This window comes from Burkholderia sp. GW821-FHT14F03 (assembly GCF_058803765.1).
Map to the genome: position 1 here is coordinate 79251 of NZ_JBXAPG010000026.1, position 25069 is coordinate 104319.

At 65.0% G+C, this 25069-nt stretch carries 30 protein-coding genes, 2 tRNA genes and 4 pseudogenes; 20 read left to right on the forward strand and 16 right to left on the reverse strand.

Annotated elements, in window-relative coordinates; translation table 11 throughout:
* Positions 1 to 87: 87 nt before the first annotated feature.
* From AC1RQF_RS18930 to AC1RQF_RS18945, 4 genes and pseudogenes are all read right to left on the reverse strand, one after another.
* A complete protein-coding gene (locus tag AC1RQF_RS18930) occupies positions 88 to 882 on the reverse strand; it encodes a cystine ABC transporter substrate-binding protein (protein ID WP_274003460.1) in 795 nt (264 codons plus the stop codon).
* A 96-nt stretch (positions 883 to 978) separates the two neighbouring features.
* Positions 979 to 2007 (reverse strand): quinone-dependent dihydroorotate dehydrogenase, encoded by a 1029-nt coding sequence (locus tag AC1RQF_RS18935; RefSeq protein ID WP_274003458.1) that lies wholly within the window; start codon positions 2005 to 2007, stop codon positions 979 to 981.
* 83 nt (positions 2008 to 2090) lie between these two features.
* Positions 2091 to 2921 carry an arginyltransferase gene (locus tag AC1RQF_RS18940; RefSeq protein ID WP_274003456.1) on the reverse strand — a complete coding sequence of 277 codons (831 nt, stop codon included), beginning with the start codon at positions 2919 to 2921 and terminating at the stop codon, positions 2091 to 2093.
* A gap of 33 nt (positions 2922 to 2954) precedes the next feature.
* Positions 2955 to 3146: pseudogene (locus AC1RQF_RS18945) on the reverse strand (leucyl/phenylalanyl-tRNA--protein transferase); the annotation flags it as partial.
* A gap of 561 nt (positions 3147 to 3707) precedes the next feature.
* Between AC1RQF_RS18945 and AC1RQF_RS18950 the strand changes: the two are divergent.
* Together AC1RQF_RS18950 and AC1RQF_RS18955 are read left to right on the forward strand one after the other, a co-directional pair.
* Positions 3708 to 3872 carry a hypothetical protein gene (locus AC1RQF_RS18950; protein ID WP_492872688.1) on the forward strand — a complete coding sequence of 55 codons (165 nt, stop codon included), beginning with the start codon at positions 3708 to 3710 and terminating at the stop codon, positions 3870 to 3872.
* Positions 3873 to 4003: 131 nt separating this feature from the next.
* On the forward strand, positions 4004 to 4228 hold the full coding sequence (locus AC1RQF_RS18955; protein WP_274003454.1) for a hypothetical protein: 225 nt from the start codon (positions 4004 to 4006) through the stop codon (positions 4226 to 4228).
* Between the two features lie 186 nt (positions 4229 to 4414).
* On the opposite strand, the gene aat is transcribed toward AC1RQF_RS18955, so the two are convergent.
* The 4 genes from aat to AC1RQF_RS18975 all read right to left on the reverse strand — a co-directional run bounded on the left by aat (position 4415) and on the right by AC1RQF_RS18975 (position 7569).
* Positions 4415 to 5179 carry a leucyl/phenylalanyl-tRNA--protein transferase gene (gene aat / locus AC1RQF_RS18960; protein WP_274003453.1) on the reverse strand — a complete coding sequence of 255 codons (765 nt, stop codon included), beginning with the start codon at positions 5177 to 5179 and terminating at the stop codon, positions 4415 to 4417.
* A 12-nt stretch (positions 5180 to 5191) separates the two neighbouring features.
* Entirely contained in the window at positions 5192 to 5737 is a 546-nt protein-coding gene (locus tag AC1RQF_RS18965) for an NUDIX hydrolase (RefSeq protein ID WP_274003452.1), read from the reverse strand.
* Positions 5738 to 5826: 89 nt separating this feature from the next.
* Positions 5827 to 6693, reverse strand: coding sequence for a glycosyltransferase family 25 protein (locus tag AC1RQF_RS18970; protein WP_274003450.1), 867 nt, complete (start codon positions 6691 to 6693; stop codon positions 5827 to 5829).
* A 429-nt stretch (positions 6694 to 7122) separates the two neighbouring features.
* Complete coding sequence (locus AC1RQF_RS18975) at positions 7123 to 7569, reverse strand: acyl-CoA thioesterase (protein ID WP_274003448.1); 447 nt, start codon at positions 7567 to 7569, stop codon at positions 7123 to 7125.
* 37 nt (positions 7570 to 7606) lie between these two features.
* On the opposite strand from AC1RQF_RS18975, the gene AC1RQF_RS18980 reads away from it, so the two are divergent.
* Positions 7607 to 7822, forward strand: coding sequence for a hypothetical protein (locus tag AC1RQF_RS18980; protein ID WP_492872689.1), 216 nt, complete (start codon positions 7607 to 7609; stop codon positions 7820 to 7822).
* Positions 7823 to 7855: 33 nt separating this feature from the next.
* Here the strand turns inward: AC1RQF_RS18980 and AC1RQF_RS18985 are convergent.
* Positions 7856 to 7932: transfer RNA gene (locus tag AC1RQF_RS18985), tRNA-Met, on the reverse strand.
* A 166-nt stretch (positions 7933 to 8098) separates the two neighbouring features.
* On the opposite strand from AC1RQF_RS18985, the gene AC1RQF_RS18990 reads away from it, so the two are divergent.
* From AC1RQF_RS18990 to AC1RQF_RS19000, 3 genes are read left to right on the forward strand one after another with little or no spacing between them, the layout of a single operon-like run.
* Positions 8099 to 8596: a heme-degrading domain-containing protein gene (locus tag AC1RQF_RS18990; RefSeq protein ID WP_274003443.1), complete on the forward strand. Its 498-nt coding sequence runs from the start codon at positions 8099 to 8101 to the stop codon at positions 8594 to 8596.
* 10 nt (positions 8597 to 8606) lie between these two features.
* A complete protein-coding gene (locus AC1RQF_RS18995) occupies positions 8607 to 8939 on the forward strand; it encodes a DMT family transporter (protein WP_443111596.1) in 333 nt (110 codons plus the stop codon).
* A 32-nt stretch (positions 8940 to 8971) separates the two neighbouring features.
* A complete protein-coding gene (locus tag AC1RQF_RS19000) occupies positions 8972 to 10114 on the forward strand; it encodes an enoyl-CoA hydratase/isomerase family protein (protein ID WP_492872690.1) in 1143 nt (380 codons plus the stop codon).
* A gap of 22 nt (positions 10115 to 10136) precedes the next feature.
* Here the strand turns inward: AC1RQF_RS19000 and AC1RQF_RS19005 are convergent, their stop codons facing one another.
* Entirely contained in the window at positions 10137 to 10565 is a 429-nt protein-coding gene (locus AC1RQF_RS19005) for a hypothetical protein (RefSeq protein WP_492872691.1), read from the reverse strand.
* Positions 10566 to 10916: 351 nt separating this feature from the next.
* Between AC1RQF_RS19005 and ssuD the strand changes: the two genes are divergently transcribed.
* The 9 genes and pseudogenes from ssuD to AC1RQF_RS19050 all read left to right on the forward strand — a co-directional run bounded on the left by ssuD (position 10917) and on the right by AC1RQF_RS19050 (position 16068).
* Positions 10917 to 12074, forward strand: a complete 1158-nt coding sequence (gene ssuD / locus AC1RQF_RS19010) for an FMNH2-dependent alkanesulfonate monooxygenase (RefSeq protein WP_274003437.1) — start codon at positions 10917 to 10919, stop codon at positions 12072 to 12074.
* Between the two features lie 16 nt (positions 12075 to 12090).
* Positions 12091 to 12903: an aliphatic sulfonate ABC transporter permease SsuC gene (gene ssuC / locus AC1RQF_RS19015; protein WP_274003435.1), complete on the forward strand. Its 813-nt coding sequence runs from the start codon at positions 12091 to 12093 to the stop codon at positions 12901 to 12903.
* On the forward strand, positions 12900 to 13862 hold the full coding sequence (locus AC1RQF_RS19020; protein ID WP_492872692.1) for an ATP-binding cassette domain-containing protein: 963 nt from the start codon (positions 12900 to 12902) through the stop codon (positions 13860 to 13862). The genes ssuC and AC1RQF_RS19020 overlap by 4 nt, the downstream gene beginning before the upstream one ends.
* Positions 13863 to 13916: 54 nt before the next feature.
* The gene (locus tag AC1RQF_RS19025) at positions 13917 to 14132 is read left to right on the forward strand and encodes a TOBE domain-containing protein (protein WP_252986520.1); all 216 of its coding nucleotides are present in this window, start codon (positions 13917 to 13919) and stop codon (positions 14130 to 14132) included.
* Between the two features lie 86 nt (positions 14133 to 14218).
* Entirely contained in the window at positions 14219 to 14416 is a 198-nt protein-coding gene (locus AC1RQF_RS19030) for a hypothetical protein (protein WP_252986521.1), read from the forward strand.
* Positions 14417 to 14445: 29 nt separating this feature from the next.
* Entirely contained in the window at positions 14446 to 14700 is a 255-nt protein-coding gene (locus tag AC1RQF_RS19035; RefSeq protein ID WP_274003430.1) for a hypothetical protein, read from the forward strand.
* Positions 14701 to 15355: 655 nt separating this feature from the next.
* Positions 15356 to 15520, forward strand: a pseudogene (locus tag AC1RQF_RS19040) (transposase); the annotation flags it as partial.
* An 80-nt stretch (positions 15521 to 15600) separates the two neighbouring features.
* Positions 15601 to 15793: pseudogene (locus tag AC1RQF_RS19045) on the forward strand (IS30 family transposase); the annotation flags it as partial.
* The gene (locus tag AC1RQF_RS19050) at positions 15790 to 16068 is read left to right on the forward strand and encodes an integrase core domain-containing protein (RefSeq protein ID WP_492872693.1); all 279 of its coding nucleotides are present in this window, start codon (positions 15790 to 15792) and stop codon (positions 16066 to 16068) included. The pseudogene AC1RQF_RS19045 and the gene AC1RQF_RS19050, both read left to right, overlap by 4 nt.
* Before the next feature lie 68 nt (positions 16069 to 16136).
* Here the strand turns inward: AC1RQF_RS19050 and AC1RQF_RS19055 are convergent, their stop codons facing one another.
* Positions 16137 to 17930 carry a rhamnan synthesis F family protein gene (locus tag AC1RQF_RS19055; protein WP_492872694.1) on the reverse strand — a complete coding sequence of 598 codons (1794 nt, stop codon included), beginning with the start codon at positions 17928 to 17930 and terminating at the stop codon, positions 16137 to 16139.
* Between the two features lie 73 nt (positions 17931 to 18003).
* Between AC1RQF_RS19055 and AC1RQF_RS19060 the strand changes: the two genes are divergently transcribed.
* The 3 genes and pseudogenes from AC1RQF_RS19060 to AC1RQF_RS19070 all read left to right on the forward strand — a co-directional run bounded on the left by AC1RQF_RS19060 (position 18004) and on the right by AC1RQF_RS19070 (position 19157).
* Positions 18004 to 18225 carry a hypothetical protein gene (locus tag AC1RQF_RS19060; protein ID WP_492872695.1) on the forward strand — a complete coding sequence of 74 codons (222 nt, stop codon included), beginning with the start codon at positions 18004 to 18006 and terminating at the stop codon, positions 18223 to 18225.
* Positions 18226 to 18429: 204 nt separating this feature from the next.
* Positions 18430 to 18669: a hypothetical protein gene (locus AC1RQF_RS19065; RefSeq protein ID WP_492872696.1), complete on the forward strand. Its 240-nt coding sequence runs from the start codon at positions 18430 to 18432 to the stop codon at positions 18667 to 18669.
* Positions 18666 to 19157: pseudogene (locus AC1RQF_RS19070) on the forward strand (lysis system i-spanin subunit Rz). Before AC1RQF_RS19065 ends, AC1RQF_RS19070 begins: the two are co-directional and overlap by 4 nt.
* Positions 19158 to 19413: 256 nt before the next feature.
* On the opposite strand, the gene AC1RQF_RS19075 reads toward AC1RQF_RS19070, so the two are convergent.
* The 3 genes from AC1RQF_RS19075 to AC1RQF_RS19085 all read right to left on the reverse strand — a co-directional run bounded on the left by AC1RQF_RS19075 (position 19414) and on the right by AC1RQF_RS19085 (position 21230).
* Positions 19414 to 19489, reverse strand: a tRNA-His gene (locus AC1RQF_RS19075).
* Between the two features lie 66 nt (positions 19490 to 19555).
* Positions 19556 to 20584, reverse strand: a complete 1029-nt coding sequence (dusA, locus tag AC1RQF_RS19080) for a tRNA dihydrouridine(20/20a) synthase DusA (RefSeq protein WP_274004315.1) — start codon at positions 20582 to 20584, stop codon at positions 19556 to 19558.
* Between the two features lie 286 nt (positions 20585 to 20870).
* On the reverse strand, positions 20871 to 21230 hold the full coding sequence (locus tag AC1RQF_RS19085; protein ID WP_274003426.1) for a hypothetical protein: 360 nt from the start codon (positions 21228 to 21230) through the stop codon (positions 20871 to 20873).
* A 297-nt stretch (positions 21231 to 21527) separates the two neighbouring features.
* Between AC1RQF_RS19085 and AC1RQF_RS19090 the strand changes: the two genes are divergently transcribed.
* Entirely contained in the window at positions 21528 to 22514 is a 987-nt protein-coding gene (locus AC1RQF_RS19090) for a CPBP family intramembrane glutamic endopeptidase (protein WP_492872697.1), read from the forward strand.
* Positions 22515 to 22596: 82 nt separating this feature from the next.
* Here the strand turns inward: AC1RQF_RS19090 and AC1RQF_RS19095 are convergent, their stop codons facing one another.
* The gene (locus AC1RQF_RS19095) at positions 22597 to 23100 is read right to left on the reverse strand and encodes a DUF2938 domain-containing protein (RefSeq protein ID WP_492872699.1); all 504 of its coding nucleotides are present in this window, start codon (positions 23098 to 23100) and stop codon (positions 22597 to 22599) included.
* Between the two features lie 106 nt (positions 23101 to 23206).
* Here AC1RQF_RS19095 and AC1RQF_RS19100 point away from each other — a divergent pair, with 106 nt between their 5' ends.
* On the forward strand, positions 23207 to 23872 hold the full coding sequence (locus tag AC1RQF_RS19100) for an ArsR/SmtB family transcription factor (RefSeq protein ID WP_492872700.1): 666 nt from the start codon (positions 23207 to 23209) through the stop codon (positions 23870 to 23872).
* Between the two features lie 521 nt (positions 23873 to 24393).
* Here the strand turns inward: AC1RQF_RS19100 and AC1RQF_RS19105 are convergent.
* Positions 24394 to 24699: an NIPSNAP family protein gene (locus tag AC1RQF_RS19105; protein WP_274003419.1), complete on the reverse strand. Its 306-nt coding sequence runs from the start codon at positions 24697 to 24699 to the stop codon at positions 24394 to 24396.
* Positions 24700 to 25069 lie beyond the last annotated feature (370 nt).

Sequence of the window (25069 nt, forward strand, 5' to 3'; positions counted from 1 at the left end):
TCATAAACCGGGCGAAAAAGCGCAGGGCGGCATCGTTGCGGATGCCGCCCTGGAGTGACGCCGCGCGGGGCGCGGCGAATGCGGAATTTACTTGATCGGCTTCGTCACGTCGATACCGAACCACTTGTCGGAGATCTTCGTGAAGGTGCCGTCGGCTTCGAGCTGCGCCATGGCGTCGTCGATCGCCTTCGCGAACTTCGGATTGCCCTTCTTGAACGGAATCCCCGACGGATCGCCCGAGCCGAGCAGCGCGCCGGTGCGCAGCGGCAGCTGCGAGTTCTTCAGCAGGTAGGCCAGCATCAGGCGGTCGTTGAGCGCCGCGTCGAGACGGCCGGCGGCCAGATCGCGCAGGTACTCGGGCGCGCCCGGGTAGGTCTTCACGTCGATGCCGGGCACCGATTTCGCCATGTCCATGTAGTTGGTGCCGAGGCCGACGCCGAGCTTCTTGCCCTTCAGGTCGTCGAGCGACTTGAACTGGCGGCTGTCGTCCTTGCGCTGGATCAGCTGCGCGGCCGAGTACGTATACGCGGGCGAGAAGTCGAACGCCTCCTTGCGCTTGTCGGTGATGCCGACCTGATTGGCGATCACGTCGAACTTGCCTGCCTGCAGGCCGGCGATGATCGCGCTCCATTCGATCGTCACGAATTCGGGCTTCACGCCGAGCTTCGCGGCCACCGCTTTCGCGATGTCGACGTCGTAACCGACCAGCTCGCCCTGCGGATTCTTCGAGTTGAACGGCGGGAACGTGCCTTCGAGGCCGACCCGCAGCGTGCCGCGCTGCTTGACCTCGTCGAGCAGATCGGCCGCATGCGCGGTGGCGGCGGCGAACGACGCGCCGATCAGGCCGGCAACCAGAATCTTCTTCAGCAGCGCTACTTTCATCGTGCTCCTTTGCTTGCCCGATACGGGCGTGTATGACAGCGGGCCATGATAGCGAAAAGGCAATCGAATCTTAAATACTGTTTGTTTATGTCTATATTACGCGGTGCGAAGCGCTTTCGCGCACTCGGCGACGAGCGCCGGGCCGCGGTAGATGAAGCCCGTGTAGAGCTGCACCAGGGACGCGCCTGCCGCGAGCTTCGCCCGCGCGTCGTCGCCCGAGAAGATGCCGCCGACGCCGATGATCGGCAGCGCGTCGCCCAGTTCCGCGCGCAGCTTGCGGATCACGGCCGTTGACGCGTCGAACACCGGCCGGCCGGACAGGCCGCCGGCCTCGTCGGCATGCGGCAGACCCTGCACGGCGGTGCGCGACAACGTGGTGTTGGTGGCGATCACGGCCTCGATGCGGTGCCGCACGAGGGTCGCGGCGATCTCCTTGATCTGCTCGTCGTCGAGATCCGGCGCGATCTTCAGCGCGAGCGGCACGAGCTTGCCGTGCAGGTCGGCGAGGCGCTGCTGCTTGTCCTTGAGCGCCGCGAGCAGCGCGTCGAGCTCGCCCGCGCCCTGCAACTGGCGCAGGTTCTTGGTGTTCGGCGACGAGATGTTGATCGTCACGTAGCTCGCGAACGGATAGACGCGTTCCAGGCAGTACAGGTAGTCGTCGGCCGCGCGCTCGATCGGGGTGTCGGCGTTCTTGCCGATGTTCAGGCCGAGCGTGCCGCGATAGCGGGCGGCCTGCACGTTCTTCACGAACTGGTCGACGCCGCCGTTGTTGAAGCCCATCCGGTTGATCACGGCGTTCGCGTCGGGCAGCCGGAAGATGCGCGGGCGCGGGTTGCCCGGCTGCGGGCGCGGCGTGACCGTGCCGACCTCGATGAAGCCGAAGCCGAGCGCGGCGAGCCCGTCGATGCAGGCGCCGTCCTTGTCGAGGCCGGCGGCGAGCCCGACCGGGTTGCGGAAGGTCAGGCCCATCACGGTGCGCGGCGCATCCGGCACGCGCGGCGCGAACGCGCTCGCGAGGCCGGTGCGGCCGGCGGCGCCGAGCAGGCGCAGGGTGAGGTGATGGGCATCTTCCGCATCCATCTTGAAGAGGGACGCGCGGGCGAGCGGATAGAGGGAGCTGAACACGACGGTAGGGCGAGGCCGGAAAATTGGTAACCCGCTATTTTAGCGGAGTTGGCGGGCGGGCCGACGGCCCGCGCCGCGGCGGCTCAGGGCGTGCCGGAGTGCCCGCCCGGCAGCGGCGCGCGCACGAGCGCGGCGTCGACGGGCGGCAGGTCGATGCGGGCCGGATCCAGCACGCGCCAGCGTCCCTCGACGAGCCCTTCGAGCGGCCGGAAATTGGCCTTGTAGGCCATCTTCGGGCTTTCGCGGATCCAGTAGCCGAGATACACGTAAGGCAGTCGCAGGCTTTTCGCCTGTTCGATTTGCCACAGGATGTTGTAGGTGCCGTAGCTGGTGTGCCCGTCGTCCGGCTCGAAGAACGTGTAGACCGACGACAGGCCGTCGCCGAGGATGTCGATCATGCTGACCATCCGCAGCGTGCCCGGCTCGCCGCCCGGCGATTCGAGGTCGCGGAACTCGACGAGGCGCGAATTGATCCGGCTTTGCAGCAGGAACTGCTCGTACTGGTCGCGGCTGTCGCGGTCCATGCCGCCGCCCGCGTGGCGGGCCGATTGGTAGCGCATGTAGAGCGCGTAGTGTTCTTCGTCGTAGTGCAGCGGCGAGACGGTCGCGACCAGCCCGCGATGGCGCTTCCACATGCGGCGCTGGGTCCGGCCGGGCGTGAAGGCGTCGACGGGCACGCGCACCGGAATGCAGGCGCGGCAGCCGTCGCAATAGGGGCGGTAGGTGAATACGCCGGAACGCCGGAAGCCGGCCTTCACCAGCTCGGTGTAGATGTCGGAGTTGATCAGGTGGCTGGGCGTGGCGACTTGCGAGCGCGCGACGCGGCCGTCCAGGTAGCTGCACGGGTACGGCGCCGTTGCGTAGAACTGCAACGCGGATAGCGGTGAAAGCGGCAGCTCAGTGGGGTGAGTCATGGGCAGCTCTCGATGCGTGGACGGTGTGCCGCGCTAGCGCTCGGTGTGGCCCGCTGCCGTCGGGCCGGCGCGGCCGACCAGGACGGCAAGGGCGGTCTTGTCGAACCGCCGGGGGATCGCCGGTTCGGCGACCGCGCGGCGCACCTGGGCGACGAACGCCCTGCGCGCGATTTCCCGGCCGCCCAACGACGCCAGATGCGACATATTCTGCTGGCAGTCTATCAACGATTGCCATCAAAAACCTTTATCAATCATCAGTTTGTGTGGCTGGGTCCGACGAGCCTCCTGGTCGGACGACTACGAAACTGGCTACGACGAAATTAACATAAAAACGGGGCTAAATGCATCATGTCTAGGCCTGACTGTAGGTTCATCGAGCGGGCTCGGCCAAGCGGGAATAAGGGGGGAAATTCTTGTCCGGTCGTGACGGGCGGGCACCGAGAGTGGCGCACATTAGCGTGAAGACGTTCTGTTGCAGCTATGAAGCAGGTCGGTCACGGACACATCACGGTCAAGGACGGCGCGATTTATATTAACTAGCTGCGAGACAAGCTCTTTGTCGAGTATCGGCGATATACCAGTGCTATCGGCGTTGCCAGTGCCGAGAAGATAAAGCTCAAGTCGAGAGGCTTTGACTACTATCTGGACAAGTACGCCCGGCGAGAATTCAATCAACCGTTTTCAGCACTGACGGAGCGGGAACGAAACAAGGTTTACTACGTGGTCATCGAGGCGGCGGGGCGTCCGAACGATGACGTCAACGCAGCCACTCGCAGGATGCGGGTCATGGCAAAAGTTGCCATGCTCGTCACCTCCCTGTTTGCGGTGGGTGCCATCATCCACGCGGACAAGAAAGTGAAGGAGGCTGCACGGCAGAGCGGTATCTGCGGGCTCGATGCCAGGCGGCGGCATTGCAGGTCTGTTCGCCTCGTTCCTGTGCGGGCCCGCTGAACCTGTCTGCGCCGCGATACTCGTATACATCGGCACGAGCGCGGGCGCTATTGGCGGCGAGATGGCCAGCGACGTGTATCAAGATGAGCGGGATGAGTTCTATCGGTGGACCTCCAAGTGAGGGAATATCAATGGTCGTTACGGTCCTGACGTTGGTTCTGTTCGTTGCGGCTGGCGCGATCGTCGTCCTGAATCTCTCCTATCGCCCCGATTCGGCGGCTGATTTCTGGAACCTGGATAACGAATACGAACGGAAGTCTGGCAAGCTCGATTTCCTGCGGACGAAAGTGGCTTTCTATGCCGCAATCGCCACAGTATTTGTCATCGGATTGCTACACATTTTTGTATTGCGGTGAATTGGGGACGAGCGGCGCTCGCCGCGCTTGTCGCGGCCATTTCCTTTCGAATCGACCACAATATTGGCGGCAATAACGGAGTCAGATCGGTCTCGTGGAAGCGGCCTTGATAGAACTGCCGCGTGAATGCGGCAACTCAGTGAGATCAGTCACAGGCAGCTCTCGATGCGTGGACGATGTGCCGCACTAGCGCTCGGTGTTGCCCGCTGCCGCCGGTGCGGCATGGCCGACCAGGACGGCAAGGGCGGCCTTGTCGAACCGCCAGGGGATCGCCGGTTCGGCAACCGCGCGGCGCACCTGGGCGACGAAGGCCTTGCGCGCGATTTCCCGTCCGCCCAGCGACGCCAGATGCGACGTATTCTGCTGGCAATCAATCATTTCCACCCCGTGTTCGCGCAGGTGCGCGACGAGCGTGGCGAGTGCGATTTTCGACGCATCGCTGACGTTGGCGAACATCGATTCGCCGAAGAACATCCTGCCGAACGACACGCCGTACAGCCCGCCGACGCGCTCGCCGTCGAGCCAGGTCTCGATGCTGTGCGCGTGGCCCGTGCGATGCAGCGACGCGTACGCGTCGATGATCTCCGCCGTGATCCAGGTGCCGCGCTGTCCGGCGCGCGGCGCTTGCGCGCACGCGCGCATCACGCCGGCGAAATCATGATCGACCCGCACCTCCCAGCGCGGTTCGCGCAGCACGCGTTTGAGGGTTTTCCTGAAGGACGGGGAGATCTTGAATTCGCGCGGCGCGAGGATCATGCGCGGGTCGGGGCTCCACCACAGCACCGGCTGGCCGTCCGAATACCACGGGAAGATGCCGCGGTGATACGCGTCGATGAGCCGCGAGGGCAGCAGGTCGGCGCTCGCGGCGAGCAGGCCCGGCGCGCCGCTCGTTGCGCCGAGCGCGCGCTCGATGGGCGGAAACGGATCGTCGGGGCCGAGCCAGGGAACCATGCCGGCCCGCGCTCAGCCGTTGCGCAGCGAACGGAAGATGTCGCCTGTGTGCACGCCGTAGTCGCCTGCCTCGCGGTCGGCGAAGAAGAAGCGCAGGGTCTGGCTGACGGTCGGGAAGGCCAGCTCGTCCCAGGGAATGTCGGCCTCGTCGAACAGCCGCACCTCGAGGCTTTCCTCGCCGGCCGCGTAGGACGGATCGGTGAGGCGCGCGAGATAGAACAGGTGGACCTGATGCACGTGCGGCACGTTCAGGAGCGAGAACAGGCTTTGCACCTCGACGCGCGCCCCGGCCTCCTCGAGCGTCTCGCGCGCGGCCGCCTCGGCGGTGGTCTCGCCCATCTCCATGAAGCCAGCCGGCAGCGTCCAATAGCCGTAGCGCGGCTCGATCGCGCGCCGGCACAGCAGCACCTGATCGCCCCAGACGGGGATCGTGCCGACCACGTTGCGCGGATTCTGGTAGTGAATCGTGCCGCATTGGTCGCACACGAAGCGCTCGCGGTTGTCGCCGGACGGGATGCGCGCAATGACTTCGTGGCCGCAGACGGAGCAGAATTTCATAGGTCGGGGAGGCTGGACAGTGACGCGAGTGTATCACCGGGCCGGGGCATTCTTGCATGCCCCGGCCCGGCGCGCCGCCGTCGCGCGCCTCAGGTCAGCGTGCGGAAGTGTTCATAGACGCGCATCCCGAGCAGGTATTCGCGTGATGCGCGCGCGGGGTTCAGGTGGGTCTCGAGTTGCGCGAGATCGAACGCCGGATTGCCGGCGAATACGAGGCGCCGGAATACGCCGGCCCAGAAACGTTCGTCCGGATCGATCACGGGCAGATCGCCGTCCTCGCAGCCGATCGTCGACGCGAGCGTGAGCCGCGGCGTCGCGAGGAACGGCACGAAGATCCGCGCGTCCAGCGCGCCGGTGTGGATCCAGCGGTTGTACAGCGTGTCGATCGGCGTGGCCGGATCGGCCGCAGCGGCTTCGAACAGGCGCGCCAGCGTGCGCTTGCCCTTCGGCGTCACGACATAGGCGGCCGCGCAATACGCGTAGATGCCGCGCGCATCGAGCACGTCGACGGTCGCGAGCCGGTGGCGGACGTCGTCGGGCGCATCCGCTGCGCGTTGCGTCATGCGGCCCTCGCTCTTCGCGAGCAGCAGCGGCGCCTGCGCCCAGTAGATGCAGCAGTCGAGGAATGCCATGTCGACTTCGGGCGAGGTGGCGGCGAAGTGGGCGATCGTGTCCGGTTGCAGGATCGCGGGGAAGTGGTGGCTGATCTCGACGTCGTCCTCGAGCACGATCGTCGCGCTGTCCGGGGATGCCGCGCCGAGCGCGGCCTCGTGCGAGCGCCGGCAGGCCCAGGCGCCATTCTGGGCGATGCCCTCGTAGGGGCCGTGCGCGCGGCCGTCGACGGCCGCGAACCGCCGGATCAGGTCGGCGACGCCCAGTTCGCGCAGTTGCGCCTCCATCAGGTCGCGGCGCTCGGCGCTCCGGTCGAGATTGATATAGCAGCCATCGAGTTTCACGCGGGGGCCCGTTTGTTAGTCGATTGGGATGATCAGGCGAAGGTGCGGCGCGGCGGCGAGGCCGGCGTTCACCGTGCCACTTCTGGTCTCAGCGGGAACTTATCATTTTGCGATGGCGGCCGACAGTGCGGGGCGGATCGGGATTTGCACGGAGACGCGAAGGGAAGCGATACGCGGGCCCGGGCTGCGATCATCGGGCGCATGGGCGTGGAGCCGCGCACGAGGGCGGGACGAGGGCGGGGCCCGTCGCTCGAGCGCGGCGGCGGATGTCCTCCGGGATGTGGGCGCAGCGAAGGGCGTGCGAGCCGGTGTAAGTCGTCGGTGTCGGGCCGCCGGGTATTCGGGTTCCGCCGAAGGCGGGCCGCCTGAACGAAGGGGCCGCCCGCTCGATACCGCGCGGGCGGCCTAGGCTTCGTCGGGTCGAAGCGCTTACTGCGAATTGGCGCTGCTCGGCAGCACCGCGAAGTCGTCGCTCTTGTCCAGCGCCTGCAAGGCGGCAAGCAGCGGGCCGGGAGGACATATCAGGCGGCGCTGCTTCCGATCCAGCCATCCGACCGTCGAGGTCACCCGTGCGGCGAGCTTGCCCTCGCGAAAGAATTCATTGCGGATGAACATGCGGCTGCCGTCGTCCGACATGCCGGCCAGGCAGAGCGAGACCTCCACCTCCTCGAGCAGGTGAAATTCGCGCATGTACTCGATTTCATCCTTCATGACGACGGGCCCCAGGCCCTGGCGCACGAATTCACTCATCGGGAAGTCGTGTTCGGCGAAGAACCTCATGCGCACGTCGGCCGCCTTGTCGAGGTAGGCCGTGTTGCGCATGTGCGCATTGAAATCCATATCGCCCCAACTGGCGAACAAGCGTTGGCTGTACATAGTTTTCTCCAAGCAGCGTGACTTGGGATGCGAGGGGATGGCTCACCGGAAAACGGTGACGCAGGCTGCTGTCCAGCCCTGGATTGGTGAGATGGGGGTGATGCCGAAGCTGGTCAGCATTCTATCGGGCGCGCCGGAAACGCGCTGCCCGTCCATCGGCTGCCGGATAGAGGCGGGCGAGGCCGAGCCGGGTGCGCGAAGCGCGTCGATCGTTGAGCGTGCGGATGCCGCGCGCCAAAGCAAAAAGCCTTGATTTCGAATCGAAATCAAGGCTTTCGCATGAAACTGGTTGCGGGGACAGGATTTGAACCTGTGACCTTCGGGTTATGAGCCCGACGAGCTGCCAGACTGCTCCACCCCGCGTCTGAGAACGAAATTATAAGAGATCGTTCGCACGAATGCAATGACTTCATGCAACGACCGCGGCCCGCGGCGGGCGCTGCGCCTCGGCGGCGAAATCGCTGCGCTAGAATCGGGCAGTTTCCGCCTTCTCAATCGCGCGGCTCGCGCGCTTCTCGCTCAAAGCCTCATGGATATCGCGCTCGACCTGCAAACGATCGTCACGCAAGAACGCACCCTTGTGTTTCCCCATTTCGACGCCGGCCGCGCCTGGGCGCTCGGCGTGCAACTGCATGCGCTCGCGAGCGCGCGCGGCCAGGCGGTCGCGATCGACGTGCGCACCTTCGGCCAGCCGCTGTTCTATGCGGCGCTCGACGGCGCGACGCCCGACAACGCCGACTGGGTGCGCCGCAAAAGCAACGTCGTCGCGCATTTCCGCTGCAGTTCCTATGCGGTTGGGCTGCGCTTGCGGCAGGCGGGCGCGACGCTCGCCGACAAGCACGGCCTCGCGAATGCCGATCACGCGCCGTATGGCGGCGCGTTCCCGCTGACCGTCGCGGGCGCGGGCGTGATCGGCTCGATCACCGTATCGGGCATGCCGCAACGGCGCGATCACGCACTCGTGGTCGAGGCGCTGTGCGCGCAGCTCGGCCATGCCTACGACACGCTGGCGCTGCCGGAGGCCTGACGCGATGAACTTGCCCGGCTATGCATGGCTCGCGATCGCGATCGTCGCCGAAGTGATCGCCACCTCGGCGCTGCGCGCCTCCGAAGGCTTCACGCGTCTCTGGCCGACGCTCGTCGTCGCGGCGGGGTACGGCACGGCGTTCTATTGCCTGTCGCTGACGCTCAAGAGCATGCCGGTCGGGATCGTCTATGCGATCTGGTCGGGCGCGGGCATCGTGCTCATCACGCTCGTCGCGATCGTGCTGTACCGTCAGATTCCAGACTGGCCGGCGGTGCTCGGGCTCGCGCTCATCGTCGCCGGCGTGGTCGTGCTCAACCTGTTCTCGAAAATGCAGGCGCACTGAACGCGCGTCCGCCCTCCGTTTCCTTCCCGCCCATGACCGATTCCGCTTCCGACGCAGCAGGTTTCACCGAGGTGCGCGCCCACGTGGCGAACCGCATCGGCTTTCTCGAACTGAACCGTCCGAAGGCGCTCAATGCGCTGTCGGACGCGATGATCCGAGCGATGCAGGCGGCGCTCGACGCCTGGCGCGAGGATCCCGAGGTCCTGGCGGTGGTGGTCCACAGCCCGCATCCGCGCGCATTCTGCGCGGGCGGCGACGTGCGCTTCTTTCACGAGGCCTGCCAGCGCGGCGAACACGACGCGGTCGATGCGTTCTTCATCGACGAATACACGCTGAACCACACGATCTTCACCTACCCGAAACCGTATATCGCGCTGATGCACGGCGTCGTGATGGGCGGCGGGATGGGGATCGCGCAGGCGGCGCACCGCACGGGCGGCCTGCGGGTCGTGACGGATTCGACCCGGATGGCGATGCCGGAGACGCGCATCGGGCTCTTTCCCGATGTCGGGATGAGCTGGTTCCTCGCGCGCACGCCCGGCATGCTCGGGCGCTACCTCGCCGTGACGGGCGCGGCGCTGGGCGCGGCGGACGCGCTGTATGCGGGCCTGGCCGACGCCTACCTGCCGGACGCCGCGCTGCCCGAGCTGCTCGATGCGCTACGGGCGGAATCGTTCGCGAACGGGGCGGCGGTGACCGCGCGGGTCGCAGCCGCGGCGGCTGCGCAGCGGGTTGCGCCGACGCCCGACGCCTCGCCGCTGGCTGTCGCGCGCGCCGCGATCGACCGGCATTTCGCGCAGCCCGATCTCGCCGCGATCCTCGCATCGCTCGCCGTGGAACAGGATTGCGCGGCGCCGGAAGGATGGGTGGAGAAGGCCGCGGATGCGATGCGCACCCAGCTCTCGCCGCTGTCGATGGCCGTGTCGCTCGAATTGATCGAGCGTGCGCGCGGGGCGACGATGGCCGAATGCCTGCGTCGCGACCTCGACCTGACCCGTTCGACCTTTGCGCGCGGCGACGTGATCGAGGGCGTGCGCGCGCTGATCGTCGACAAGGACCATGCGCCGCGCTGGCGCTTCGCGTCGATCGACGCGTTGAGCCGCGACGCGGTGCGGGCGATGTTCGACAGCCCGTGGTCCGCCGACGCGCATCCGCTGCGCCATCTGCGCGATTGAACCGCGTGCGGCGGCGGGGCGTTCAGGCGTCGCCGTCGTCGTCCGACATGAACGCGCGCATGAACACGAGCGCGCCCCAGCCCCAGATCGCATTCGCGACGAAGCCGACCACGATCGGCGGCAGCATGTTGCCGGTCGGCCAGATGCCGCGCAGCGGATCGATCACGAACAGGCGTGCGGCCGTGAGCGCCAGGCCGCCGAACACGAGCGACTGAATCCACGGCGCGCGCCGCTCGGGCGCGACGCGCAGCAGCCAGGCCATCAGGATGGCCCAGCCTGCGCTCATGATCGCGTTGGCGACGAATTCAGGAATGCCGAGCGGCGCGAACGGCAGCGTCGAGAAACCGCCCGATTCGATGAGGCCGGCCGTGTGCAGCAAGGCGAGCGTCGCCTCGCGGAAGAACAGGGCGGCGAGAAAGCCGGACAGAAACGGCAGGATTACTTTCTGCATCGGATACACCGCGAAAGCGCGCGGTCTGCAACGGATCGCGCGGGGTTGTCAGGAGTCTGGGCGACATTATAGGCGGCACACGCGCCCTTATTCGCTGCAGCAGCACGCAAAGCACGAAAGCGGAAAAACTAAGCTCAAAAAAATCGTTCCTCAACGATACCGCGCACCATAGACTGATTTCCCAGAGACGGTCAGGCCGTCCCCCGCGCCAGGCGAGCTCGCCCGTCGCGCGGTGCGATCCGGCGAGCGACTCCCAACTTTTACGCAAGCGGGTCCGACCGCGCGTCCGATGACGCGCGCGCCGTGTCGTCCCCGTATTTTCCGGTACGAACAGTCAGGCAGGAGCAGCAGATGAATGTGTTCTGGTTTATTCCCACGCACGGCGACAGTCGCTATCTCGGCACCGCGGAAGGTGCGCGCGCGGCGGACTACGATTATTTCCGGCAGATCGCGGTCGCGGCCGATACGCTCGGCTACGAAGGCGTGCTGCTGCCGACCGGCCGTTCGTGCGAGGACGCGTGGGTGGTCGCATCGAGCCTGATCCCGGCGACCCGCCGTCTCAAGTTCCTGGTGGCGATCCGGCCGGGCATCGCGTCGCCGGGCCTGTCGGCGCGCATGGCGTCGACCTTCGACCGGCTCTCGGGCGGCCGGCTGCTGATCAATGTCGTGACGGGCGGTGATTCCGCCGAGCTCGAAGGCGACGGCCTGTTCGCCGATCACGACACGCGCTATGAAATCACCGACGAATTCCTGCACATCTGGCGCGACCTGCTGAGCGCGTCGCATACGAACGAGAGCATCGACTACGACGGCAGGCATCTGCAGTCGAAGGGCGGCAAGCTGCTGTATCCGCCGGTCCAGCATCCGCATCCGCCGCTGTGGTTCGGCGGTTCGTCGCCGGCCGCGCATACGATCGCGGCCGATCACATCGACACCTACCTGACCTGGGGCGAGCCGCCCGAGGCGGTCGCGAAGAAAATCGCGGACATTCGCGCGCGCGCGGCCGAGCGTGGCCGCCAGATCAAGTTCGGCATCCGCCTGCACGTGATCGTGCGCGAAACCGAGGACGAGGCGTGGCGCGACGCGGAACGGCTGATCAGCCGGCTCGACGACGAGACGGTCGCGCGCGCGCAGCAGGCGTTCGCGAAGATGGATTCGGAAGGGCAGCGCCGCATGGCCGCGCTGCACGGCGGCAAGCGCGGCGGGCGCGCCGAACTCGAGATCTACCCGAACCTGTGGGCGGGGGTGGGGCTCGTGCGCGGCGGCGCAGGGACGGCGCTCGTCGGCAATCCCGAACAAGTGGCCGCGCGGATGCGCGAATATGCCGCGCTCGGGATCGAAACGTTCATCCTGTCGGGCTATCCGCATCTCGAGGAGTCGTACCGTTTTGCCGAGCTGGTGTTCCCGCTGATCAAGGAAGACCAGGTCACGCGTCGCGGCGGGCCGCTGTCGGGGCCGTTCGGCGAGGTGGTCGGCAACAGCTATCTGCCCAAGGCAAGCCAGAGCTGAGCGGGAGGGAATGCGCATGGCATCGATTTTCCGTGTCGATCGCGCCGGGCTCGTCGCCCGCGCCTGGCGCAGCATCGCGCCCTGGCTCGTGCCGGCCGCGCTGGTGCTCGCGTGGGAGCTGGCGGCGCGCGCGGGCGCGCTGTCGACCCGCGTGCTGCCTGAGCCGTTCGCGGTGGTGCGCGCGGCGTGGGCGCTCGTCGAGTCGGGCGACCTGTGGACCAACGTCAAGGTCAGCACTTGGCGCGCGCTGGCCGGCTTCGCGCTCGGCGGAGGCGTCGGGCTCGCGCTCGGGCTGGCGACCGGCCTGTCGAGGAGCGCGGAGATCGCGCTCGATTCGACCATCCAGATGATCCGCAACATCCCGGCGCTCGCGATGATTCCGCTCGTGATCCTGTGGTTCGGGATCGACGAGAAGGCGAAGCTGTTCCTGGTCGCGCTGGGCGTGTTCTTTCCGGTCTACATCAACACCTATCACGGAATCCGTTCGGTCGATCCGAATCTCGTCGAGATGGCGAAGAGCTATGGAGTACGAGGTTTCGCGCTGTATCGCGACGTGATCCTGCCGGGTGCGCTGCCGTCGATCCTGGTCGGCGTGCGCTTCGCGCTCGGGCTGATGTGGGTGATGCTGATCGTCGCCGAGACCATTTCCGCGCAGTCGGGGATCGGCTACATGACGATGAACGCGCGTGAATTCCTGCAAACCGACGTGGTGGTGGTCGGCATCCTGCTCTACGCGGTGCTCGGCAAGCTCGCCGATGTGATCGCGCGCTGGCTGGAACACGTGACTCTGCGCTGGCACCCCGCGCATCAACCAGGAGCATCGACATGAGCGGCACGACCTTTGCGGCTTCGTTCGGCCCGATCGCGGGCGCGGATCTCGAGGCCGAACTCGCGCAAGCGCGCACCCTCGACGGCGACGCGCAGCAGGCGGCCGTGCTCGAACGCGACGGCGGCGCGCACGTGCTGCCGCTCGCGCGGCGCGGCGGCGTACGTCAGTCGGCAGCCGATCCGGCGGTGCGCTTGACGCGGGTCGGCAAACGCTATGGCGAGCGCGCGGTGCTGAGCGACGTCGATCTGTCGATCGAGCGCGGCAGCTTCGTCGCGATCGTCGGCCGCAGCGGCTGCGGAAAATCCACGCTGCTGCGCCTGATCGCCGGGCTCGAACAGCCGAGCGCGGGCGCGCTCGTCAAACAGGGCGAGACGGGCGGCCCGCTCGATACGCGGATCATGTATCAGGACGCGCGCCTCTTGCCGTGGAAGACGGTGCTGCAGAACGTGATGCTCGGGCTCGGGCGCGGCGCGAAGGAGGCGGCGCGCGCGGTGCTCGACGAAGTGGGGCTCGCGGAGCGCGCGAACGACTGGCCCGCGCAGCTGTCGGGCGGCCAGCGCCAGCGGGTCGCGCTGGCCCGTGCGCTCGTGCATCGGCCGCAACTGCTGCTGCTCGACGAGCCGCTCGGCGCGCTCGACGCGCTGACCCGCATCGAAATGCATGGCCTGATCGAACGCTTGTGGCGCGAGCACCGCTTTACCGCGCTGCTCGTCACGCACGACGTGCAGGAGGCGGTCGCGCTCGGCGACCGGATCCTGCTGGTCGAGCAGGGCAGGATCGCGCTCGATCAGGCGGTGCCGCTCGAACGGCCGCGCGCGCGCGCGTCGAGCGGATTCGCGACGCTGGAGGCACGCGTGTTGCAGCGGGTGCTGTCGAACGGTGCGCGCGCGCCGGTCGAGACCGGCGCCGCGCATTTGACCGGGAACGACGTGGTCGCCCGGATTCGCTGGGCGGTGTGACGCCACCGTCCGTGACCCACTGTTGTATGACTCGAATTTTGGAGCGATGACCCGATGAGCATTACCGCAATCAACGTACGCAATCAGTTCAAGGGCAAGGTGAAGGAAATCATCCGCGGGCCGGTGGTGTCCGAGGTCGACGTGGATACGCCGTTCGGCATCGTCACCTCGGTGATCACGACGCGTTCGGTCGACGAACTGGAACTCAAGGTGGGCGCGGAGGTGGTGGCGCTCGTCAAGTCGACCGAGGTGTCGATCGCACGCCTTTGACCGGCGTCGGGCCGCCCGTCGACGGCATTTCTTTCCGGCACGGGGAAAGTGCTAGGATGAAATGATACCGACGGCGGAGGCGGCCCATGTTTCCCACCCTCACACCCGAAGCGATCGAAGCGCTGAAATGGATCGACCAGTTCGGCGCGGGCCGGCCCTTGCCGGCCGGTTTCCGCATCGCGTTCGAAGAACTGCTCAATGACGGCTTTGTTTACCAGAGCGGCCCGGACCGCGCCGACATCACCGACGACGGCAAGGCCTATCTGGCCGAGGAATACGATTGATCCGCGCAGCGCGGGGCGAAGGAGGCGGGATGGAACCGAGGGGAACGGATATCGGCGACTTCGGTGAGGCCTACAAGGGCTATGAGATCGAGGTGAAGACCGAGCAGGTGTGGGTCGGCGAGAAGGCGCATTACCGTGTGCTGCAAGGCGACGCGGTGGTGATCGACTGGCGGCTCGTGCATGTCGACGGCTTGCTGCTCAGCGAGCGCCGGGTGATCGAACGCGTGTTCGAGACGGCGCGCGCGACGGTCGACCGGGAATTGCTGGGGGCGAGCGTGGTTTGATGCGGGAGGATGCGCGCAGGTCGGGCCGGTTGCGGCGATGAGCCGGGCGAGGCCTTGAAGGAGGGAACGCGGCGATCGGCATCCGGAAAACAAAAAGCCCAGTCCGTGGACTGGGCTTTTTGCTTGAATCTTCGATGAGGTGGCTACGCGGGAGACTGGCGTGGCGCGCGCTGAACGAAGCTGACAGCAGCCGGCTGCCGCCGGCCACGTGTTGCCTGACCGTGAAACGGTGCGCCGAGGAGCGGGATTTGCGCGGGCGCGGGCTGCGAAGCCTGTCCGCAGTCGGTCAGAAACCTCCGGTGGCGGCGGGGGCGACCTTGTATCCCCCATCGGCTGTTGGAATCACGCTGACGCCAACGCATCCGGTGAGCGTGAGAACGACGCAAAAAATTGTAATTTTCATGGGGTCTCGTGTTTGTTTTGTGCCCAGATTATACGCGACCGAATTCTTCAGTTTTTATTTCCTGTCCATATCCGCCATGAAATCTCAAAAGGCTCGTCGCGCCCTGTCCGAGGACGTCTTTTATCCCGACCACCCGCCCGTCGAGCCTCCGTGCGAGCAAGCGCGCGATGAAGAGGGCGGGCAGGTTTGTAGTGGTCCAATATCGTTGAACAGTTCGAAAAGGGGGTAACGTTTCGTCTGGAGGGTCAATCGATGGTCCGGCGTGCATTTTCCGAGGAATTCAAGGAAGAAGCAGTACGACTCGTCGTAGAGCAGGGTTACCCCTTTTCGAAGGCCTGTAAGGTTGTTGGAATTGGGGAGACGGCGCTACGGCGCTGGGTCGAGCAGTGGCGAGCGAAGCGCAGTTTGGGTACGCCCAGTCCGGCACGGGTCAGTGCAGATGCACGTCGGATCAAGGAACTCGAAGTCCGAGTGGACGAGCTTGAGCGGGAGCGCGAAGTTCTAAAAAAATCCACGGCCTTCTACGGCAATACTTCCCGAAGGGCACGGACCTGTCCCGGTGGAGCGCTCAAGAGATTCACGCCGTTGAATGCCAGGCCCCGGAAAGCGCTTGGTTGGAAGACCCCGGCCGACGCTCTGGACGAGCACCTGAGATCTGTTCAACAATTTAATGTTGCGACGACCAGTTGAATCCGCCCAATACGCGCGCGCGCTTCCTCGCTGAGTTGCGCGCCCGTGAGATCGTGCAAAGCATGAGCCGGCGCGGAAACTGTTGGGGCAATGCGGTTGTCGAGCGGTTCTTCCGTAGTCTGAAAAGCGAATGGATCGGCGAGCAGTTCTACCTTGATCACCGTCATGCAGCGCAGGACATCACCGACTATTTAGTCGATTTCTACAACCATCGTCGCCTTCATTCGACCGTGACAGGGCTGCCGCCTGCGCGATATGAAGCGCTCGCCGCTTAACCCAAAACGGTGTCCAAACTTACTTGGCCACTTCATACAATGCCCGTCGCCTTGTCGGTTGGACTTGGCTAACGGTGGCGCGGATTTAGAAGCTTCTCGAGCGATGCAATTTTTTCTTCTGCGTTAGATCCATCAAGCGCATTTCTCGCAAACTCAAGGAGCTTTGCTTCCTCCATTGCAATCAAAAAGTTGCCGGTGGAGAAGTGTGACGATAGCTCCTGAAGCTTGTATTCGAGTTTTGCGTAGCTGAACTCCGCCTGGCGTGCATCGAGGACGCAATGGGAAACGTATCCTCGTGCATGCGCGCAGTATGTCAATAGCCGCTCCACAAGAGCAGACGTCGTTCGATGTGTCCCGTCGTTGCTGCGCGTGAATTGCTTCGAGTCCCAGGTGTGGCATAGCATCGGCTGCAAGGCGTCAGGTCTGAACCAGAACATTCCCTCCAATGGTGCCAGCGGAGTCTTATTGTCGATCGCTATGCTAAGTTTCAGTCGTGCCGCCAACTCCACGACTTGTTCTTTCATGCCCCACCATGAATGACCGAGTACATACTGTGACACGTGCATCGTCGGCGGCATCAGCATGCCGATTTCTTTTCGCGAATCGAGGAGTTGCAGTACGGACAAGAGGTGGCCATCTTGCCCGACAAGACTGTCTAGGCAATACTCAGTTCGATACTCATCGATGTTCTTGATGAATGGATCTGTTTGCGCGAAAACTAGCTTGCACACAAGGTCGTAGCCTGACGATGCGACACTCGGTGCGTGAGTGCTGAGTAGTGCGCTCATGTCGTCTTCGCCAGGCATAAGCTCGACGATTTTGCCAACTACGGTTCCTTTTACTCTGGCTATTTCGAATTCTACGGCCTCTTTTTTAACCAAAGGGTCCGTCGTCACATAAAAGGGAGTTCCTGCTGGAAAGCTCTCTAAGTATGGTCGACATTTGACCAGGGTCTCCACACTTGATACGTGAGCTACCACGGCAATGTTCGAATTGGATGTGTATTTTTTCCCATCGGTGATGATATGCAAGCCGGTCGTGTTGGTATATAGAACTCGCGGCTCAATATCCCGTGACAGGTTTTCCCATATAAGAGCGGTGTCGTAATCAGATTTTTCCGACACTGCGAGCAGCGCTTTGCGCAGGTCGATGGCGTTTATGTCGAGAAACGCAGGGTCGTGGAAAAATGGCCGTCTTTTTAGAATAGGGCAGCGCCACTCGATTGAGTCTGCTATTTGTTGGAAGAGTGGATAGAGTGCGGGCGTGACATTGTCAGAAACGTAGACACTGTGTGCGAAACCAAGCTGTTCAAAATGGTTGGTGAAGCGCGATTCGTGCAACTTCACCGAGTCAATGTAGCTCTCGATCGGCGGCATGGCCTCCCAGTACTCACGAAACGCGGACGAGGACACAAGGGAGCGCCGGCAAACGATGAAATGAGACTGAATGTGGTAGGGAAGCCTCGCTCCGTCAGCGAATGAATTTTCTACGGCCTTGTGTGCGCTTACTCCCCAAAAATCGACTGGTCGGCGAAGCATTTCCCCGAACATCTCGCTCCACGGGAAAAGTGGCCCGAAGAACGTGTAATTGCACAGCACGATCTCGTCGTATGTAGAGAGTTTTTCCCACCCAACGGAAAGCAGCGCCTCTCGATATGCCCATACGTCGAAACCTATATTTTCACGAATGAGCACGTGTGTGCTGACGCGCTCGAGACGCGATCTTCCGTCGTCAGTGAGAAAGCCGTTCACGACAACAAGAATTTCTTCACACTGCTCTGCGAGAGTCTGAAGCTTGTATTCGACGTACTCGTCCACGTTTCCGTGGGCGTTGTAGAACATGTAGATAGCAAGACGCGCCATGCGAGTTTCGGACCAAGACATTGGTAGAGGCCCTTATCTTAGCCTAAGGTGCCGTAGCGTCAATCGCGTGCACATGTCGTTGCAAATTCATGTTGTAGATTGCGTCGTCAGGATATTTTTCACAGCCGCCTTCGGGCGGCTTTTTCATTGCGGGGGCTCGATGAAGAGCGAAGTCGTTGCGAGTGCGGCGAAGGTAGCGCCGACGGTGGGCAGCAATTTCTGGTTGCGGCTTACGAGCCACGACATCAACCGGTACGTCGCGCTGGCGACACTCGGCTACATTGGGCTTACCTGATCGAGAACAAGGGGAAGAGGGGGGTGTTCGATGGCTAACGTGCCGAAGAAGACGCTGGTGGGGGTTGTGGGGGGGGGGGCTGCTGCGGCAGCCCTTCTTGTTTCCGTCGTCCCGGAGTTCGAGGGGGCGAAGCTGGTGCGACACGATGTTCAGCCATAAGCGTAAGCTGCGGCGCATTGTGCCGATCTCGCTCCAGCGCCCGATGTGGGATGTGATCAACCTGATGCAGGGTTCGACCGGGAGGCATTCGATCCGGCGCGGCCGGAGACGTTCGTCGACTCGACCTGCAACCAGTTGCTGCTGTGTACGCTGCGCCACCGCGGCAAGGACCACGGCCGACACGAGGAAAGCGATCCGGTCCGGAGCGTGCAGGCGTTCCTGCTGCCGGGCTTCGTCTACTTGCCGGACGAGCTCAAGCAGTTGCACACGAAGAAGCCGAAATGATCCTCCTGAAATTCGCGTGGCCGTACCTGCTGGCCGCGCTGCTCGGTGCGGCGGCCGGCGCTGGCGTTGAGCACCTGATCGGCTCGCGCCAGCTCGCGGAGACGAGCAGGCCGCGCGCGCGGCCGACGCACCGCGGTATGCCGGCGACCTGGAGGCGATCTCACGGGCAGCGATCGCCGCACGACGCGGCCGCCTCGCCGGTCGCGGCCGTCGATGGACAACTTACGAAGGAGCGAATCGACCATGAAGCTGAAAGTCGAAGCGTGCGCGCTGCTCTCGCTGCTGGCACTGAGCGGCTGGGCGTCGCAGTCCGGAACTGCACTGCAGCCGGTTCCGACGGTCTGCCCGGAGCTGCCGACGCCGCCGGCGTGGGCGATGGTGCCGCCGCAGACATAGACCCTGTGGTTGTTGCGGAGCGCGTTTTCGGGGTCACCGGCGATGACCCGCTCGAAATCGACAAACTGAAGGCAGTGCAGGGTTGGGCGTGAGCGGTGAGACCGGCGACGCTTGGTTGCCAAAGGTGATCTCAAACGGGCCGATGGCGCGGTATGCCGCGACGTGCGCGATGCTGCAACTTTGGCCTGCTGGTGAAATGGTCGCGGAGCCGGCGCCAAAGTGAGCGCGGATAGAAATGAAAAAGCCCGCTGGTGGCGGGCTTTTAAAATCATCTTCCAAGTTTTGGAATTTGATTTTCCAAAACTTGTAACGCGATACTGATTTTGCGCTGCAAGTCTTTGAATCTCTTGGGGTGGCTGATGGGACTCGAACCCACGACGACAGGAATCACAATCCTGGACTCTACCAACTGAGCTACAGCCACCACTGGCTTTTTCTGCCTCTCCGCTGCTTGTTCATCAACAGAGAAGCGAGATTATACGAAGCTTATTTAATCTTGTACAGCCCCTTTTTCAAAAATTTCATCGGGGCGTGTCAGGTGGGCCCGCGCCTCGTCGAAAATCGCGAGATCGCCGCGGGCCAGACGCTTGTTGTCGGACAGCACGCGACGCCAGCCGCGCGCGCCCGCGACACCGCGGTACAGGCCGAGGGCATGCCGCACGATCGCACCCAGGTAGGTGCCGCGCGCGAGTTCCGTTGCGCAATAGTCGATCAGGCGCGCTTCCACTTCCTCCCGGCTCGGCGCGGCGGTCGTCGCGCCGTAGAAGCGCGCATCGACGTCCGCCAGCACGTAGGGGTTGTGATAGGCCTCGCGGCCGAGCATCACGCCGTCGACGTGCTGCAGGTGCAGCGCGACTTCGTCGAGGGTCTTGATGCCGCCGTTGATGATGATCTCGAGATCCGGGAAGTCGCGCTTGAGCTGATAGGCGTAGTCGTACTTGAGCGGCGGAATCTCGCGGTTTTCCTTCGGCGACAAGCCTTTCAGGATCGCGTTGCGCGCGTGGACGACGAATACCTCGCAGCCCGCATCGGCCACCGTGCCGACGAAGTCGCGTACGAACGCGTAGTCCTCGACCGCATCGACGCCGATCCGGTGCTTGACGGTCACCGGGACCGACACGACATCGCGCATGGCCTTCACGCAGTCCGCGACCAGCGCGGGCTCGTTCATCAGGCAGGCGCCGAACGCGCCGCGCTGCACGCGTTCCGACGGACAGCCGCAATTCAGGTTGATTTCGTCGTAGCCCCATTGCTCGCCGAGACGGGCCGCGCGGGCGAGATCATCGGGCTCGCTGCCGCCGAGCTGCAGCGCAACCGGTGCTTCGTCGGCCGTGAACGCGAGATGGCGCGCGACGTCGCCGTGGATCAGCGCGCCCGTCGTCACCATTTCCGTGTAGAGCCAGGTATGGCCCGAGATCGCGCGGTGAAACGAGCGGCAATGGCGGTCGGTCCAGTCCATCATCGGCGCGACCGAGACACGCCGGGGCGTGGGGCGAGTGGGGTGTTCCTGCGAATTCATCATGCTTGGGTCGATTGGGGCGAGTCGTGCGCACGCTCGGCGGCTCAGGCCTCACCGCGTGCGTCGTACCGGAATCGGTCCGGCGCGGGGCGCGGAGGCAACTCGCCGCGACAGCAAAAGGACGCAAGTATAGAGTACACCGCGCGGCGCGGCCGCTGGACGGGTTCCGCGCGCCGGGCCGCGGCATGGTCCGGTTGCGGCGCATGCGCGTTGGCGCGGCGGCCGCGCACGGACGGCAAGCGCGCCCCGGCCTCGGCCAACGCGCGTATTTTCCGTGGTCCGGCGCTTAATTGACCGCCGGAACCCGGGCGCTTTCCGCCCGGCACACGCTCTTCATGTTGGCGAACAACTGCTGCGCCGTGACGTGGCTTTGGTAGGTGGCGTCGATGCCTTCGTGCAGCTTGGCCTTGTAGTCGTCCGGCGCGCGCATCGGGGTGATGACCGTATCCAGTCGCGCGTGCGCTTCGCGCACGGAAATGCCGTCGTCGCGCCAGATGGCCGCCGCCGAGGTGGTCCGGGCGATCAGATAGCATTTTTGCTGTTGGGACATCAAGGCGAGCGCGGGGCTCATGCTGTCGTAAGTCTGGGTGGCGCATCCGGACAGGAGCACCGCGCCGGCAAGCGCGCCACAGAGCCCTCGTTTCATCGTGATTCCCCGCGTTTCAGTGTGTGTGCTGGATTGGCGCGGGCGGCCGCGCAGGTGTGGCCGCCCGCGAATCCCGTTCTTGTTCGTGACTGCGCGAAGCGTAGCACAGCCCCGTCCGCGCAAGTCCGGCGGGGCGGGCGGCCGGATCGCGGCTGCCTTCGCGTGCCCGGGCCCGTCCGGTTCGTCGTGGGCGAGACAGGTGTGTTCGGCGAACGGCAGTGGCAGAATGACCCGCGCCCGCACCGGATTGCGATCGGCGAGACGATGCGGCTTCCCTCATGACGACCAGGAGCGCGCTTGAAACCTACCGTTCGTCCTTCGGCATCCGCCGAGTCTCTCCAGCCCGCCACCCCGCGTTCCCGTTTCCGCCGCGTGTTCCTCGGCGGCGACGGCTTGCGCGCGGGGTGGGCGGCCTTGTCGTTTGCCGTGCTGTTCGCCGCCGTGGCGGCCGGGCTCGTGTTCGCGTCGCACCGCTTGATGCCGATGCCGGGCGACCCGGGGTTTTCGATCGCGGGCGCGGCGCTGATGGAGTGCGTGCAGGTGGCGGCCGTACTCATTGCGACGTGGGGTGTCGCGCGGCTCGAGCGTCGTTCGCCGCGGTTCTACGGATTGCTCGGCGAAGCCCGCGTGCGGCGCTTCGGATGGGGCGCGCTGGCGGGTATCGTCGCGATCTCGGCGCTCGTGCTGGTTCAGGTTCAGGCCGGCTGGATCCGGCTCGACGCGCCATCCGCCGACGTCGGGCAGGCGCTCGTGCACGGGTTGCAATGGGCGTTCATTTTCTCGATGACCGGGCTGTTCGAGGAGATGCTGCTGCGCGGCTATCTGCAATACACGTTGGCGCGCGGGCTTGGATTCTGGTGGGCGGCGCTGTTGTTGTCCGTGCTGTTTGGCGCATTGCATGGCTTCAGCCCGGGGGAAACGCCGGTCGGGCTTGCCGTGGCCATGTTGTTCGGCCTGCTGTTCTGCTTGTCGCTCTGGTATACCGGCTCGCTTTGGTGGGCGATCGGTTTCCACGCGGCGTGGGACTGGGGCGAATCGTTCGTGTACGGCGCGGCGGACAGCGGCCGGATGATCGAGGGCGTACTGTTCACCTCGCATCCGCTCGGTCATCCGCTGCTGAGCGGCGGCGCGGCGGGGCCGGAAGGCAGTGTGCTGGTGTTGGCTCTGCTCGGGATCTGCGCGCTCGTGATGTGGCGCTGGTGGCGCACGCGCGTGCCGCGCCCGCCGTTTGGGACACGCGACTGGCTTGCCCCGCCGGCGGGGCCGGGGAAATCAAGCGCGTGATTTCCCCGTCGGGCCTCCCGGAATGGCCGCCGCGCTGCGTGGACGATGCCCGGCGACGCGCTTCGCCGCCGGGCGCGCGGAGTCAGGCGGTACGCAACAGGGCAAGCAATCCGGCCGCGCCATAGAGCCCGACGCCGAACACCGTGTGGCTCAACAGGCTGCGCAGGCGCGCCTGATTCGGCTTGGGCGTGTTGGATGCGGCGATTCCAGCGCCCATGCCCGGCTGCATCACGAAGAACGGCAGGACGATGGTGCCGATGCCGACCGACAGCGCAGGAACGAGCGTGGGCGCGCGCAGCCAATCCATGCCGCTCACGGCGACCAGCGCCAGGGCGAAGACGATGCCGCTCAGGTAATGGACCGCCCAGCCGATCAATGCCTCACCTCGGATCGACGCGGCGGCCGCCACGTTGCCAAGGAAAAAGCGCCCTTGAGCGACATGTCCGATCCAGCGCCCGACCATCCGCAGATTCAACGGTGCGATTCCCAGCGCGCGCTTCAGCAGCGCGCCCCACAGGTCAAGTACGGCAGTCGCGCCGATGCCGATCAGCGTCGCGTGCAGCAAGATTTCCAGGAGCGGTGTCATCGAGGCCCTTCCGTTCATAGGTGGAGATGAATAGGAGGGGATCGATGCTAGCACATCATTCAATTAAATGATTGAATGATTGAACCTGACGTCCGTCTTTGTGACAATGCGAGGCATGGATATCCCGACCCAGACTTTCGGCGAACTGGCGGAGTTGGCGAAAACGCTTGGCCATCCGCATCGGCTGGCGCTGCTCGAGCATGCAGCGCAGGGGGAGCGTTCGGTCGAACAGTTGGCGGAATTGACGGCGCTGTCGGTCGCCAATGCATCCCAGCATCTGCAGTCGCTGCGCCGCGCGGGCTTGGTCCAGGCGCGCCGAGACGGCAAGCGGGTGCTGTACCGGCTCGGCGCGGGGCCCATCGAGCCGGTGCTGGCGGCGTTGCGCGGGCTCGCGGAGTCCAATCGCGCAGCGTTGCGCGAATTCGTTGCCGATAGCGTCGCGCACCGAGATCGCCTGGAGGCGATCTCGCGCGAGGAACTGCTGACCCGGCTCGACGCGCACAGCGTGACGCTGCTCGACGTGCGTCCGGAGCATGAATACGCGCTCGGTCATCTGCCCGGCGCGATCAATATCCCGTTGGAGGCGCTTGCGCGCCGGATCGCGGAATTGCCGCGCGACCAGGAGATCGTCGCGTACTGCCGGGGTGCGTATTGCACGCTGTCCGCCGACGCGGTCGCCGCCCTGCGCGCGCAGGGCCGGCGCGCGCGCCGGCTCGCGAGCGGGTTCCCGGAGTGGCAGGCCGCGGGCCTGCGCGTCGAGACCGCGGCCTAGGGCGTCATCCGCGGGGTTGTCGCTACCGTCGGTCCGGCGCGCGTTGTCGCGATCGGTCGAGGTGGTTTCGCCGCGCACTTCCATCGCGGCAGGCGTAGACGATTCCGTCGATGGGGGATCTCGAAAGCAACTGATGAGGCAAGGGTGCGATGGCGGGCCGCCTCTGCCTCTTCCTTGATTGCCGCGTCGGCGCAACCTTGCCGATGAAAATCGCCATTGGTTCGCCGCTTGCCGCGACGCAACTCGGAGGCGCCGGCGAGTTGCGCGCCCGCCAATGCGAAAGCCCCGAACCGCGAGAGAGCAGCAGGGGGCTTTCTTTGCATCAGACCCATCGGCACGAGGAGACGATGCGCTTCGAGTATATGCGCGGGGCTTCCCGCGTAGCGAGGCTGATTTGTGAATAATTGTATCGTCCGACCCGCGCGATGGGCGGCCCGATGGCGATCAATGGCCATGCCATGCGCGGGCCGTGCGCGCGCGGGGCGCCAGTTTCCGTGCTTTCCGCTGTCGGCCGCGGCCGGCTAGCGGAACACGGGCCTGAAGAAGCTGCGCTCGTAGCGCTCGAAACAGCGGGTCCTGGCGGCGTAGTCGAAGGCCGCGATGCACGCCGGGTCGTGCTTCGACTGTTCCCGGTAGATCTCGTAGGCGGCCAGGCTGGGGAAGGAGAACAGCGCGAGCGCCACATCGTTCGCGCCCTCCGACGGCATGAAATAACCGTGATGCTGTCCGCCGAATTGTTCGACGAGCGGAATCCACATCTTGCCGTAGATCTCGAATTCATCGAGCTTCGCCGGGTCGACGATGTAGCGCAGATAGCAGGTGATCATGGTGTGAGCGGCGCGAGGTAGCGGAAGCGCCAGCCTATCGATGACGGTGTCAGCTGGTCAAGAAGTGCGCGGCGGCCGCTCAAGTTGCCCGGCGGCCGGCCGTTATGTCGTCGTGCGTGAAGCAGAACCGGTGCGCCGGCCGTTCCACGCATCTGAGAGCGCTCATTCATACGGAGTTAACGACATGACGATTCAACCAGTCGCAGGGGCATCCGGTTCGTCCGGCTACTTGACGGCGGCGAATCCCGCGACGACCCACGCGGGCACGAACGGCAACGATGCCCAAACGGGGACGGGCGCGGGGGGGGGGGGGGGGGGGGGGGGGGGGGGGGGGGGGGGGGGGGGGGGGGGGGGGGGGGGGGGGGGGGGG